At 61.3% G+C, this 12,898-nt stretch carries 10 protein-coding genes and 1 pseudogene; 5 read left to right on the top strand and 6 right to left on the bottom strand.

Annotation, left to right across the window (positions count from 1 at the left end):
• Nucleotides 1-20: 20 nt before the first annotated feature.
• The 4 genes from ACYQ47_RS10790 to ACYQ47_RS10775 all read right to left on the bottom strand — a co-directional run bounded on the left by ACYQ47_RS10790 (nucleotide 21) and on the right by ACYQ47_RS10775 (nucleotide 3,768).
• Entirely contained in the window at nucleotides 21-755 is a 735-nt protein-coding gene (locus tag ACYQ47_RS10790) for an IclR family transcriptional regulator (RefSeq protein ID WP_459905372.1), read from the bottom strand.
• A gap of 173 nt (nucleotides 756-928) precedes the next feature.
• Complete coding sequence (locus ACYQ47_RS10785) at nucleotides 929-2,095, bottom strand: glycosyltransferase family 9 protein (protein WP_459905371.1); 1,167 nt, start codon at nucleotides 2,093-2,095, stop codon at nucleotides 929-931.
• A gap of 138 nt (nucleotides 2,096-2,233) precedes the next feature.
• Entirely contained in the window at nucleotides 2,234-3,196 is a 963-nt protein-coding gene (locus ACYQ47_RS10780; RefSeq protein WP_310392238.1) for a GlxA family transcriptional regulator, read from the bottom strand.
• Nucleotides 3,193-3,768, bottom strand: coding sequence for an isochorismatase family protein (locus ACYQ47_RS10775; RefSeq protein WP_250468301.1), 576 nt, complete (start codon nucleotides 3,766-3,768; stop codon nucleotides 3,193-3,195). Before ACYQ47_RS10775 ends, ACYQ47_RS10780 begins: the two co-directional genes overlap by 4 nt.
• Before the next feature lie 374 nt (nucleotides 3,769-4,142).
• Here ACYQ47_RS10775 and ACYQ47_RS10770 point away from each other — a divergent pair, with 374 nt between their 5' ends.
• The 3 genes from ACYQ47_RS10770 to ACYQ47_RS10760 are packed head-to-tail and all read left to right on the top strand — an operon-like array spanning nucleotide 4,143 to nucleotide 7,977.
• Nucleotides 4,143-4,682 carry a 2Fe-2S iron-sulfur cluster-binding protein gene (locus ACYQ47_RS10770; RefSeq protein ID WP_250468302.1) on the top strand — a complete coding sequence of 180 codons (540 nt, stop codon included), beginning with the start codon at nucleotides 4,143-4,145 and terminating at the stop codon, nucleotides 4,680-4,682.
• Nucleotides 4,679-5,665 (top strand): FAD binding domain-containing protein, encoded by a 987-nt coding sequence (locus tag ACYQ47_RS10765; protein ID WP_459905370.1) that lies wholly within the window; start codon nucleotides 4,679-4,681, stop codon nucleotides 5,663-5,665. The genes ACYQ47_RS10770 and ACYQ47_RS10765 overlap by 4 nt, the downstream gene beginning before the upstream one ends.
• Complete coding sequence (locus ACYQ47_RS10760; protein ID WP_459905369.1) at nucleotides 5,665-7,977, top strand: xanthine dehydrogenase family protein molybdopterin-binding subunit; 2,313 nt, start codon at nucleotides 5,665-5,667, stop codon at nucleotides 7,975-7,977. Before ACYQ47_RS10765 ends, ACYQ47_RS10760 begins: the two co-directional genes overlap by 1 nt.
• 187 nt (nucleotides 7,978-8,164) lie before the next feature.
• Here the strand turns inward: ACYQ47_RS10760 and ACYQ47_RS10755 are convergent, their stop codons facing one another.
• The gene (locus ACYQ47_RS10755; protein WP_459905368.1) at nucleotides 8,165-9,250 is read right to left on the bottom strand and encodes a mandelate racemase/muconate lactonizing enzyme family protein; all 1,086 of its coding nucleotides are present in this window, start codon (nucleotides 9,248-9,250) and stop codon (nucleotides 8,165-8,167) included.
• A gap of 509 nt (nucleotides 9,251-9,759) precedes the next feature.
• On the opposite strand from ACYQ47_RS10755, the gene ACYQ47_RS10750 reads away from it, so the two are divergent.
• Nucleotides 9,760-10,530, top strand: a complete 771-nt coding sequence (locus ACYQ47_RS10750; RefSeq protein WP_459905367.1) for a pyrroline-5-carboxylate reductase — start codon at nucleotides 9,760-9,762, stop codon at nucleotides 10,528-10,530.
• A gap of 163 nt (nucleotides 10,531-10,693) precedes the next feature.
• On the opposite strand, the pseudogene ACYQ47_RS10745 reads toward ACYQ47_RS10750, so the two are convergent.
• Nucleotides 10,694-11,488 (bottom strand): annotated as a pseudogene (locus ACYQ47_RS10745) (ISNCY family transposase); the annotation flags it as partial.
• A 152-nt stretch (nucleotides 11,489-11,640) separates the two neighbouring features.
• On the opposite strand from ACYQ47_RS10745, the gene ACYQ47_RS10740 reads away from it, so the two are divergent.
• Nucleotides 11,641-12,666, top strand: a complete 1,026-nt coding sequence (locus ACYQ47_RS10740; RefSeq protein WP_459905366.1) for an IS110 family RNA-guided transposase — start codon at nucleotides 11,641-11,643, stop codon at nucleotides 12,664-12,666.
• Nucleotides 12,667-12,898: the final 232 nt, after the last annotated feature.

The following is a 12,898-nucleotide window of genomic DNA, read 5'->3' as shown; positions in this document are numbered from 1 at the left end:
CTATTTATCGAACCATCGTTTTAGCGCGTCTGTTCTTCCTGAATCTCGCCGATAGCCGCGCGTATGCGCGCCGCGATGCCGTCGAGCGCGCCTTCCATCCGATACCGTGGCCCCGCGACCGCGATGCCGAGCACTTCCCGGTTCACATGCACGGGCATGGCAAGTGCGAAGACATCGCTCACGCTTTCACCGCGCGTGAGAAAAAAGCCGCGTTGCTTCGACTCCACGAGGTCGGCCATCAACGCGTTTGCAGCGGTCAAAGTGTGCGCGGTGACCGGCGCGAGCGTCGTGCGCGCGAGCCAGTCGGAAAGCGTTGCATCGTCGAGTTGACCGAGCATCGCCTTGCCGATCGACGTCGAGTAGAGCGGTTTGAGCGCACCGGCCGGCGCGCTGTATCGAATGGTCTGCGGACCTTCGTACACGGCGAGATAGACGATGTGATCGCCCTGACGTTTGCCAATGATCACGGTCTCTTGCGTGGCCTTGCGCAACGCCAGCAACGACGGCTCGATGCGTTCGAGAAACGGGTCGTGCGAGGCGATCTCGAGCGCCATGTCGAGCAGCCGCCGCGTTGGAAACAAGTCTTTGCGACGCCCGGTGACGTAGAGATAGCCGCGCTCGGTCAGCACTTTCACGATGCCGTGACTGGTGCTGACCGGCATGCCCGACGCCGATGCGAGTTCCGACAGCGTCATCGGGCGGCATGCGGCTTCGAATGCCTCGAAGATGCTTAGAGCACGGTCAGTCGGCTTCAATTTCGTATGTTCGAAAAGAGTTTCGCCAAATCGAAACCGAGTATAAAAGATGCGAGCGTCCTTCCGGTCGCTGATTGGATCGGGATTTACCCTTTGAAATGAGGTGCCGAGGCGACGCCGAGATTCTCATGCGCCGCCGTCCGTAGGCGGCGCGGCGTTATCGCTGGCGAAGTTCAGCTCTGCGTTGCAGCAGGGCGCCGCTCGCGCACGGAGTCCAGTACTGCCTCGACGACCCGGTCGACAGAAGGCCAGTTTTTATCCGGTGCACGTTCGACATAGCTATCCGGCGAGACACTCCGATACTGTTCCGGATAGCCCCAGATCGCGTCGTGAACGTTCGGCCTCGTGATGCTGCCGCCGATCACCGCGACCGTCGGCCGACGAAACGCGGCCGCCACGTGCATGAGCATGGAAGAGTTCGTCAGCACGACATCCGCCGAGTCGGCAAGCGCGAAAACCGTTCGCATCGACAACGTTCCCGCCACCGAACGAACCGGCACGCCCGGACCGGCGGCGGCGATCGCTTCGGCGGCGCGCGCCTTGTCGGCGGCGCTGCCCACGATCAGGATGTCGCAGGCGTCGTCGGTTCGGTTGAGCGCCGACGCAACCCGCGCGAGCGCCGCGCCGACCTGTTTTGGGTCCCAGACCTTGGTCGGCACGCCTGCCCCGATGCCGACCAGCACGCGCACCGTGCGATTGCCAGACTCGGCGGCGCGCCAGACGTTCGCGGCCTGCGCGCGCTCATCCGCGGTAAGAAAGAGTTGCGGCCGCGCTTCGGGCAGATCGGTCGCGCCCAGCAGTTCGGCCTGCGCAAGCGCGGCGCGTCCACTTTGGCGACGCGCGAAGTCGATAAATTCCTGGCATCCGCTGTGACCGCCGCGATAGCCGCGCACGCCGATGCGGTAGCGCACGCCTAAGCGCATCATCAAAAGCGCGCCCATGTAGCTGCCGAGCACGTCGATGCCGACATCGAAGCCGCCACGCCTGCGCAGCGCGGCGACTTGAGGCGACGACAGTAGAAAGCGCAGGACGTTACGCGGTGAACGGTCCTGGACGAGCTTGTTGTTCCAAGGCGCATCGATCTCGACGATCTCGTCGATGAACGGATTGTTTTCCAGAATCGGCCGCCCCCAACCGCCGATGCCCGCGACAAGGCGCGTCGTCGGAAAACGCTTCTTGAGCGCCTCGAAGATCGGCGTGGTGGTCAGCAATTCACCGAAATCGTTCGGGCGCAGCACGAGGATTTCGCGCGGCACGTCGCGATGCGGATCATGCCGTGCCGGGTTCAAGCGTCCAATCGTCCAGACCGGCAATTCCGTCAGCAGACTCTTCCAACCCATTGCTCCTCCGTGCACGCGGTGGGCGCCGAATGGCGCCGCGTTTTCCGGATCGATTGTGCATCGCGGAGCCGTTGCGATCTGTGGGCGTGATTACAGAAAGCGGTCCGTCGCGCAGCGAGCGGTAGTTCGACGCGCCGCTCAGACGGCGCTTGCACTCCGATACTCGCGCGGTGCCGTATCGTGATATCGCCTCCAGACACGGCGAAAGTCGCGTACCGACGCGAACCCCGATTGCTCGGCCACGCGTTCTATCGACAGCTCCGGGCTCGTCAGCAATCTTTGCGCGCGAGCCACGCGAAGACTTTGCTGATACGCCAGCACGGTGACGCCCGCATGCTCCGCGAACAACCGGCTCAAATGCCGCGAGCTCACGTGCGCGGCCTGCGCAAGCTCGGCCACGCTCCAGGCGCGCGCGGGGTCCCGCGCGATGACGTCCTGCGCCCGGTGCACCGCCGGATGCATGTGATTGCGATGCGCAAGCCACGGCGACAGCTGCGATTCGTCTCCCGCGCGGCGCTGGTACATCACCTGACGTCGTGCCACTGACGCAGCCAGTTCCGCCCCCGCGATCTGCTCGATCACATGAAGCGCCAAGTCGATGCCCGCCGTGATGCCGGCGCTCGTCAGCACGTCGGTGTCATCGACGAACAGGCAGTCGTCCTGCACGCGCGCCGTGGGTTCCTCGCGCTTGAGCAGATCGATTAACGCAAAGTGCGTGGTGCAGCGGCGCCCGGCGAGCAAGCCCGCGCGCGCGAGCAGCACGGCGCCGGAACAAATGCTGGCGATGCGCGTGTCGTCGCGCGGCGCGGTTCGCAGCCAATGCGTGACCGCATCGAAGGGCGCGCTCGTGCCGGGCTCGGGCGATTCCGTGGTGCCGACGACCATGACGAGGCTATTCGGCGGCAGCTTGTCGGGCAGCGGTTCGAGGCCGTCGACAAACGTGCCGATGGAGGTCGCGACGCGAGGCAATGGGCCGCAGTGATGCAAGTCGAACGAAGCGCCGGATTCGGCCGCCATGCGAAAAGCCTCGGCGGGGCCCGCATAATCGAGCATCAGCACGGAGGGCGTCAGCACGAACCATACGGATGTCGCGGGCTTCATGCCGCGCGTGACGTTTGCCAATTGGCGAGCGCATCGTCGACGCTGGCGATGCGTGCAAAGCGATTCTGCAAGACCAGTTCCGTGTGCGCCTTGATTTCTGCCGGCGAATAGACGCGTCCGCTCGTCGCGTGAGTCATCGGGAAGGTGAGCGTGGCGTCGGTCACATAGTCGACCGTATAGCCGATGTCGGAGGCTACGCGCGTCGTGGTTTCGCAGCATTGCTCGGTGCGGATGCCGGTGATGACGAGATGATCGATCTGCCGGCGACGCAACCAGAGATCGAGGCCGGTATCGGTGAACGCGTTGTGCGTGTGTTTTTCGAAGACCACGGAGGGCGCGCCCGGCAACCAATCCTGCGGCACGACAAAGCCGGATTCCTTGGTGAACGGACCAGCCTTGCCGATGTGAAAGATGTGGACGACCGGAATGCCGGCTTCGCGCGCGCCACGGTCCAAGCGGAGGATGGCGCTTTTGAAAGCAGGCAGATCGGCATCCGACCAGTCGGCGGTCTGACGAAACGATTCCTGTACGTCGATGATGATCAGCGCCGAGCGGGGGAGGGTGGCGGACATTTTTGACGCTCCTTGATTGGGAAAGTCCCATCATAAGCGGGCTTTTTGCGGGAATCGAGAATGCTTGCGGTCAGGATGAGGACAAAATCCGCCAAGCGTCTGGCGAAGGCGACTGGTTGTTTCCTAGGGCCTAAGCACCGCTGCGACAGATGAGGTCCACGAATTGCTATAAGGCGTCTCAAGCGTCGTTCGGAATTTCAACAGTCGAGGTCTTGCCGAAAGACGCGTCTGATCAAACAGTTCCAATCGACGAAGAACCAGCGCTTGCCTAATGGTCCAGGCAAACCTGACGTGGGTCGCCGGGCGCATCTCATTTCGCTTCAACAGCCAGTACACCGCCTCTTGGCGCGAGCTCTAATTCAACGGGAGCAATCATGCATTTCGTTATCAACGGCAAGGCAGTCGACCTGGACTTCGATCCAAGAACGTCGCTGCTCGATCTGCTGCGTGAACATCTCCATCTTTTCGGCGCTAAGAAAGGCTGTAATCAAGGCGCATGTGGCGCTTGCACGGTGCTGGTCGATGGCACGCGCATCAACAGTTGCCTCGCGTTGGCCGTTCAATATCAGGACCGCGAGATCACCAGCGTCGAGGGACTTGGCGCACCGGGGGCGCTTCATCCACTTCAGGAAGCCTTCGTCGAGCATGACGGTTTTCAGTGCGGCTACTGTACGCCCGGTCAAATCTGTTCGGCTATCGGAATGGAAAAGGAGTTGAGAGGCGGCGTGCCGAGCTATGTCAGCGAGGACGTGAGTGCGGAAGGCTTCTCACTGACCGATGCGGAACTGCGCGAACGGATGAGCGGAAACCTGTGCCGCTGCGGTGCGTATAACGGTATCGTCGACGCCATTCAGATCACGTTCGGAAAGGTTCAGACGCAGAAAGAGTCCGTCGAGCAAGGGGTCGAACAATGAATCCCTTCTCCTATGAACGCGCCCTGGATCAGCAGGCGGCGCTGACGTCCGGCGCCCGTTCGGATGCAAAGTACCTAGGCGGCGGCACCAATCTCGTCGATCTGATGCGAGAGACGATCGAGCATCCGACGATGCTGATCGATATCACGGGCCTCTCATGCGCCATCGACGACACAAATGACGGCGGCCTGAGAATCGGCGCCGGCGTAAAGAACACCGCCGTGGCCGCTGACCGGCGCGTGCGCGAACGCTACCCGCTATTGTCCGAGGCCATCCTTGCAGGCGCTTCCGCGCAGATTCGCAACATGGCAACGGTCGGCGGCAATCTCCTGCAACGCACCCGCTGCGGCTACTTTTACGATGATGCCGCCCGCTGCAACAAGCGCGAGCCGGGTTCGGGCTGCGATGCAATGGACGGATTCAACCGCATGCACGCCATCTTCGGCGCGTCCTCCGCGTGCGCGGCCACGCATCCCTCGGACATGGCGGTAGCGCTCGCCGTACTCGGCGCGAACGTGGAAGTCGAAGGCCTCAATGGCGCGCGACGTATTCCCCTGATCGATCTTCACGTCCTGCCCGGCGACACACCGAACATCGAAACGGTGCTCGAGGCAGGCGAACTGATTACGGCTGTTACGTTGCCGCCTGAATCGGCGGGCCGATCCGCCTATCGCAAAGTCCGTGATCGATCTTCCTATGCCTTCGCGCTCGTTTCCGTGGCGGCGGTTCTCGACGTGCAGGGCGGCATGGTCAAGGAGGTGAAAGTCGCCCTGGGCGGTGTCGCGCACAAGCCGTGGCGCGCCTTCGCGCTCGAAGCGGCGCTCAAGGATGGACCCGCGACCGAAGCCGCGTTTCGCGCTGCCGCAGCGGCGGAATTTGCGTCCGCTCGAGGTCTTCGCGACAACGCCTTCAAGATCGAACTGGGTCAGCGCGTGATTGCCGACACACTGGTCAAACTGACCGCTCGCAAGGAGATCCGCTAATGCCTATCCTCAAGGACGCCGCGCAGGCGGTCATGAAAAAAGCCATCGCCCTCGCACCCGATAGCTTCATTCCCGGCGGCAAGCCGGACCCTTTGATCCTTCACAAGCACGGGCTGATCGGCGCACCGGTTAGCCGTATCGACGGACCGTTGAAGGTGTCCGGTCAGGCGACTTTCTCGGCCGAGTTTCCAGTCGATGGCATGACGTACGCGGCACTCAAGTACGCATCGATAGCGCGCGGCCGCATCGTGCAGATCGATACGTCGGCGGCGGACGCCGCGCCGGGCGTCGTGCTCGTGATGACGTACAAGAACGCGCCGCGTCTGAAGCCGATGCCCGCGTTCATGACGAAGCCCAAGGCCGCAGGTGGCGACGATGTGCCGATCATGCAGGACGATCAGGTTCACTGGAACGGTCAACCGGTTGCGCTCGTGCTGGCCGAAACGCAAGAGCAGGCGGACCACGCGCAGTCGCTGATACAGGTGACGTACGAGACCTCAGGCGATGCGGTGACGTCCTTGGCGGCAGCGAAGGCGCACGGCTCGGAGCCGGGCGTGTTTCAGGGCGAGCCGCTCAAGCTCGAGATCAAGGATGCCGAGGCAATGCTCGCCGCCGCGCCGCACAAGATCGACGTGCGCTACACGACGCCGCGTCACAATCACAATCCAATCGAGTTGCATGCGGCGACGCTCTATTGGAAGGACGAGACGCTGCGTATCCACGATACCGTGCAGGCGGTCGCGCACGAAGCGTGGACCATTGCGCAGGTGTTCGGCATCGACGAGAAGGACGTGCATGTCACGTCACCGTATGTCGGCGGCGGATTCGGTTCCAAAACCATCTGGCAACACCAGGTTTTGGCCGCGGCTGCATCGAAACTCGTGAGACGTCCGGTGCGGATCATGTTGACGCGCGAGGGCGTATATCGCATCGTCGGTGGACGCACGCTCACCGAGCAACGCGTGGCGCTCGGTGCCCAGGCTGATGGAACCCTGGACGCGTTGATTCATACCGGCACGGTCGCCATGACGCCGCATAACAACATGCCCGAGCCGTTCATCTTGCCGGCAAAGAGCGCATATGCGTCGCGCAGTTTTCTGCTCGATGTCGAGACCGTCAAGATGAACATGACGGCCAATACGTTCATGCGCGCGCCCGGCGAGGCGGTCGGCACCTTCGGGCTCGAAAGCGGCATCGACGAACTCGCGCACGCCATGGGCATGGACCCTATCGAGTTGCGACTCAAGAACGAGCCGGAGAAAGACCCGACGACGGGACTGCCATTTTCCCAGCGCGGAATCGTCGAGGCATGGAAGACCGGCCGTGAACGATTCGGTTGGGCCGAGCGCGGCGAGCCGGGCGCACGCCGCGACGGCGACTGGCTCGTTGGCGTGGGCTGCGCAACGGGAACGTATCCGTACTATCGGATGCCCGGCGGTGCGGCGCGCATCACGCTCAATAGCGCGGGGCGTGCGACCGTCAGCATCGCCGCGCACGAAATGGGCATGGGAACGTCGACCGCGCAGACGCAAATCGTGGCCGAACGCCTTGGACTCGCCATGGAGGACATCGAGTTCAAGTACGCCGATTCACACTTGCCAGGCGCGGTGCTCGCGGGCGGTTCGCAGCAGACGGCGGCCATTGGCGCTGCGGTGATCGCGGCGCATCACAAGCTCGTGAAGGAACTGCTCCGTCTTGCGGGCAACAGTTCGCCGCTGTCCGGTCTTTTGCCCGACGACGTTGGCGGCCACGACGGCGGCCTTTGCGCGCTCGACGACGAAACCCGGCACGAACGCTACGGCGCCATACTCGCTCGCGGTCAGCGCGATGAAGTGACCGTGGAGGCCGAAGCCCCGATGCCTTTCGAATTGCAGCACTGGTCGATGCACAGCCATAGCGCGCTCTTCTGCGAGGTGTGTGTGAACGTCGTCACCGGCGAGATTCGCGTGAGCCGTTTTCTCGGTTCGTTCGATTGCGGCCGCATCATCAATGCCAAGACGGCTGCAAGCCAGTTTCGCGGCGGCATCATCATGGGACTCGGCCTTGCGCTCATGGAAGAGACTCAATTCGACGAGAGAAGCGGCCGCGTGATCAATCCATCGCTTGCCGATTACCATGTCCCAGTTCATCTCGATGTCCCGAGAATCGATGTCATCTGGAACGATGAAGCCGATCCGCACACGCCGATGGGCGCGCGTGGCGTCGGCGAGATCGGTATCACGGGCGTGGGTGCGGCCGTGGCGAATGCGGTTTTCAATGCCACGGGCAAGCGGGTTCGGGATCTGCCAATCACGTTGGATAAGGTGATGTGAGGTTTCGGCGCGGGCGCGGACTGTGTACGTGTTCCGGTGACCTTCAAGGTAATCAGCTTCGAAAGACGTGGCCGGTTGCCGAAAAAGAAGTGAACGTCGCGCACGCATCGCTCGCCGGGGCATCGCGGGCTACGCGATCGTTTGGCGAAGACATGCGCGACGCTCGCTTGAGCAGGCGACAGCCAGCTCAAGCCTTCAGCGCCTTCAGCTTATTCCAGTCGAACTCGATTCCATGCCCCGGCCTTTCCGGAGCGATAGCAAAACCGTCTTCGATACGAAGCGGTTCGGCCAGATACTTCTCCAGCCCGAAACCGTGCGCTTCGAGATAAGAGCGATTCGGAACCGCCGCGAGCAAATGCACGGTCACGTCATGGGCGCCGTGGCTGGTGACGGGAAGGTTGTGCGCTTCCGCAAGATGGGCGATCTTCATGAACGGCGTGATGCCCCCGCAATTCGTGACATCGGGCTCCGGGTACGTCACACGACCGATGGTGATCATCTGCTGGAACTCCCAGATCGTGCGCATGTTTTCCCCTGTGGCGACCGGCAAGCCGCCTTCGCTGACGATCCTCGCGTGACCCGCGATATCGTCGGGAATGGTCGGCTCTTCGAGCCAGCCGGGGTTGAACGGTGCAAGTGCGCGCGCGGCGCGGATGGCCTCGTCGACGGACCATTTCATGTTGGCGTCGACCATCAGCGGGAAGCTGTCGCCGAGCATCTCGCGCATGGCCGCGACGCGCGCCACGTCCTCCGCCAGATTCTTGCGTCCCACTTTCATCTTGATGGCGCGAAAGCCTTGGTCGATGAAACCTTCCGCCTGGCGCAACAACTGATCGAGTGGAAAGTCCAGATCGACACCACCCGCATAGACCGGCACCTTGGGATCGTAGCCGCCGAGCATGCGCCAGAGCGGCAGGTTCGCGCGCTTCGACTTCAGGTCCCAGATCGCCATGTCGAAAGCGGATAGCGCGAGGACAGTCGGGCCGCCGCGCCCACCGTAATGCATGGCCCACCAGATCGATTTCCAGAGCGCTTCGGCCAAGTCCGCATCCTGATGCCGGGCCAGTTCGGCGATCTCGTTTGCCGCCGCCTGAACCGAACGGCCGTTGCGCCCGACGGTGTAGGTGTAGCCGACGCCTTGGGCGCCATCGGCATCGCGAACGGTTACCGTGACCAGCTCGAAATTGGGAATGAGGCCGTGCGTGCTGTCGGACAGCGGCACGGGCAGGGGAATGCGGAAATAGTCGCTACTGACATCACTGATGATCGCCATGACACGTCCTCACGATTGATCAAACGAAAGATGATGCGCGGCACCACTGCGCGCTTACGCCTCTGAGCCGCTGTCTCCTTGCAGCCGTGCGGAACGTCGACGGCGCGCTTCCGTATCGACGAGATGTTCCAGCATGGCGGCGCTCGCGCGCGGGCCGTCGCCGCCGATAATGGCATCGAGCACCGCCTTGTGCAACGGCAGCGAGATCGCGTGAGTTTTCGTCGGGCGTCGAGTTGGTCAAATGAAGCGAAGCCATTCGCGCCACGGACCCTGGTTCGGCTGGCGATCGCGCGCTTGCACGAATGAGCATCGCACGTTCGTCAGGCGCATCGATAGATGACCGACTCAATGTCGCGACGGCTCGTTGTTGCGGCATTGGCCACTGCGCTTGGCTGCTATTTTCGCTCGCGGCATGACAACGCAGTTTGCGGCACGATACGGTATATGTAGCCCAAGGCCACGTGGCTCGGGCTCGATTGAACCGTTCATCTCAGACCATACGAGGCACTATGCGCATTGGATTCATTGGCACCGGCACGATCACGCGAGCCGTTGTGACCGGAATGATTCGGTTCGACGTTCCTTTTGAACACATTGCGCTTTCGCCGCGCAATGTCGAAATCGCCGCGAAACTTGCGAGTCTCGACGCGCGCGTCGCGGTGTGCAGCAGCAATCAGGAGGTGCTCGACACCAGCGACGTCGTGTGTCTCGCGGTCGTGCCGCAACTTGCGTCGACGGTGCTTGGCGAACTCGAGTTCGATGTGCGGCATCAGGTCATCAGCTTCATGGCGGGCGTGTCGATCGAGCGAGTGTTCGGCATGGTGCGCACGGCCGCGAGTGTTGCGCGCGCGGTTCCTTTGCCGGCCGTCGCGGAAGGCAAGGGCAGCACGGCCATCTGTCCGCCGAGCGAACTCGCGCGAGCGCTCTTTGGACCATTGGGTAAGGCGGTCGAAGTAGACAGCGAATATCAGTTCGATGCGCTGTCGGCAGTCACGGCAACCATGGCCAGTTTCTACGCGCTACTGGAAGAGCAGGCTGCGTGGCTCGTTCGCCAAGGGCTGCCGTATGAGGCGGCCCGATCGTTTTTGTCGGGCTATCACGTCGGCTTGGCACACGCTACGACGCGAGGCGATCAACCGTTCTCGAAGATGATAAAGGAGTCGAGCACGCCGGGCGGCATCAACGAGCAGCTTCACGCGGAGTTGCAGCAGAAGGGGACTTTCGCGAGTTATTCGGAGGCGCTTGATCGGATCATGCGACGGGTTCAGGGGAGGGAGTGAGGCTTGCTTGGGTTGTTCTGGGACGCACACGAACTTAATCGACATTATGATATTAATGTCTAACTTGGAGATTGGGTTGATTTAATTTTTTGCGTATTACGTTGATTATCTTGACCCGTATTTAGTTTCATTCGCTTCTTTTCTGAAGGATGTCCACACGTTGCCGATCCTGCAAAGTCAATTTGGCACGCTTCACGCGGCCCTTGGCCTGACTCGTGTTTGCGCAAAATGCGTCGATGTTGAGCTCGTATAAGGCTCGCCCGAATTGCGTCACGCCTTTGCCCGCCGTGCTCGAACGGTTCTTGACATTGAACACACTGGCCTTGTCGCTACGGAACGCCATCGGTTTGCCGTGTGCGCGCAAGTACTTTGACAGCGCCTCGAAATAGCTGAAGGTCGACTCGGTCGCGGTGAAGTGCAGCGTCATCAGCCGGCTCGTCGCATCGTCGATAAACACCAATAATGTGCAGGCCGGTGCGCAATCCTCGAACCAGCGATGATCGCTGCCATCGATCTGAATCAGCTCACCCAGGCACGCGCGCCGATTACGCGGCTGGTGAATGCTGGGCGGGCGCTGCTTGCGGGGAACCCAGAGTCCGGCGGCCGTCATCAACGTTCGCACTGTCTCGACAGCCAGTCTGATGCCGTGGCACTCCCGTAACTTCCCGCATGCCAGGGTGGGTCCGAAGTCGGCGTAGCGCTCGCGGATCAACCCAAGCGCGCGCTGCGCCACGCCCTCAGGTAGTCGATGATTGCTCGCGCGTGCGCGCTTAAGCGAGACCAGACCGAGCGCACCGGTCGCTCGATAACGCAGCATTAGCTGCTCGACCTGTCGCACGCTCAACTCCAGCCGCTCAACGGCCTGGCCCGGCTTGAGCTGCCGCTCGATGACAGCCTGAATGACCCTGAGGCGATCCACTTCGTGCATTGACATTGTGAGGGTCCAGGTCGTGTTCATTGCCCGCGCTCCTGACACGCTTGTCCGGCAATGAACTTAAGCCAAAAGGCGACATCTCTACTTGGCAGAAACACGACATAATGAAATGGCCAGCCCGATCCCAGCGATCGTCCTACGATGAGAGGTTCGATCCAACGTAGATGGAGGGTGACATGGACGAGGTCACGCTGATCGGCATCGATCTGGGCAAGCATGTGTTTCACGTTCATGGACAGGATGCGAAGGGCCATGCGATCTTCCGCAAGAAGCTTTCGCGTCAGCAGTTGCTTTCGTTCTTTAGCAATCTCAGGGCTGTTACTGTTGTCATGGAAGCTTGTGCTGGTTCGCACTGGCTAGCACGCAAGCTGAACGCGATGGGGCACGTGAGCAAGCTTATTTCGCCGCAATACGTGCGGCCGTTTGTGAAGAGCAACAAGAATGACTACATCGATGCTGAGGCGATCTGTGAAGCCGCGTCCCGACCGGCGATGCGCTTCGTCGAACCTCGAACGGAAGCGCAGCAACTTCTAGCCGCGTTACATCGAACACGTGAGGGTTTGGTGACTGAACGTACGGCGACCATCAATCGAATTCACGGTATCTTGCTCGAATTCGGCGTTGTGGTGCCAATGTCCAAAGCAACCTCACGTCGTTTGCCCGATGTCATCGCGCTCCATGATCTCCCGTCGAGACTTCTGCAAATCATTCAACGGTTGTACGAACACTATAAATATCTCGATGCGCAAGTTGTCGAGACCGAGAAGGAATTGGTCGCGCAGCTTCGTGCCGACGAGAACGCTACTCGATTACTTTCGGTTCCGGGGATAGGCACCATCACGGCAAGCTTGCTCGTATCGGAGATCGGAAGCATCGCACAGTATGCGGGTGGAAGAAATTTCGCGGCATCGATCGGACTGGTTCCACGTCAAAAAAGCACGGGCGGGCGAGCGACTTTATGTGGCATCAGCAAACGCGGTGACAAACATCTGCGTCATCTGCTCGTGCAGGGCGCGCGTGCCGTCATACAACACGTGCACAAACGTAACGACCGGCTTGGAGAATGGATTCGCTCCATGCTGAGTCGACGACACTCAAACGTTGTTGCATGCGCGCTTGCTAACAAGCTTGCTCGAATAGCGTGGGCAGTTCTCACGAAGCACACGGAATATCACGGTTCGTTGTTGGTTCGCACGATTTGAGATTTTGCTACCAGGTTTTGCGACTGCTGGAGATTGATGGTCAACGGCTCAGCGACCGGACGAATAACCTGACAAGTTCTACAGCTCACAAGCAGCTGCCGACATTTTGAGGTTCGACCGGTGCGGTTTTCATCTCGGAACAACGGACGAGCGTCCGGCACGATTCCGGATAGATTTGCGCACGCCACACACTGTCAAAACCAAAGGTTGCAAAATTCGGGCTGGCCATAGA

The sequence above is a fragment of the Caballeronia sp. HLA56 genome (assembly GCF_054655155.1).
The sequence above is the reverse complement of the archived record's forward strand: the minus strand, read 5'-3'. Positions and strand labels throughout refer to the sequence as shown.

Coding starts and splice junctions, on each gene's coding strand:
- ACYQ47_RS10785 (WP_459905371.1), bottom strand. CDS start 2,095: ATGGGTTGGAAGAGTCTGCTGACGGAATTGCCGGTCTGGACGATTGGA.
- ACYQ47_RS10780 (WP_310392238.1), bottom strand. CDS start 3,196: ATGAAGCCCGCGACATCCGTATGGTTCGTGCTGACGCCCTCCGTGCTG.
- ACYQ47_RS10775 (WP_250468301.1), bottom strand. CDS start 3,768: ATGTCCGCCACCCTCCCCCGCTCGGCGCTGATCATCATCGACGTACAG.
- ACYQ47_RS10770 (WP_250468302.1), top strand. CDS start 4,143: ATGCATTTCGTTATCAACGGCAAGGCAGTCGACCTGGACTTCGATCCA.
- ACYQ47_RS10765 (WP_459905370.1), top strand. CDS start 4,679: ATGAATCCCTTCTCCTATGAACGCGCCCTGGATCAGCAGGCGGCGCTG.
- ACYQ47_RS10760 (WP_459905369.1), top strand. CDS start 5,665: ATGCCTATCCTCAAGGACGCCGCGCAGGCGGTCATGAAAAAAGCCATC.
- ACYQ47_RS10755 (WP_459905368.1), bottom strand. CDS start 9,250: ATGGCGATCATCAGTGATGTCAGTAGCGACTATTTCCGCATTCCCCTG.
- ACYQ47_RS10750 (WP_459905367.1), top strand. CDS start 9,760: ATGCGCATTGGATTCATTGGCACCGGCACGATCACGCGAGCCGTTGTG.
- ACYQ47_RS10740 (WP_459905366.1), top strand. CDS start 11,641: ATGGACGAGGTCACGCTGATCGGCATCGATCTGGGCAAGCATGTGTTT.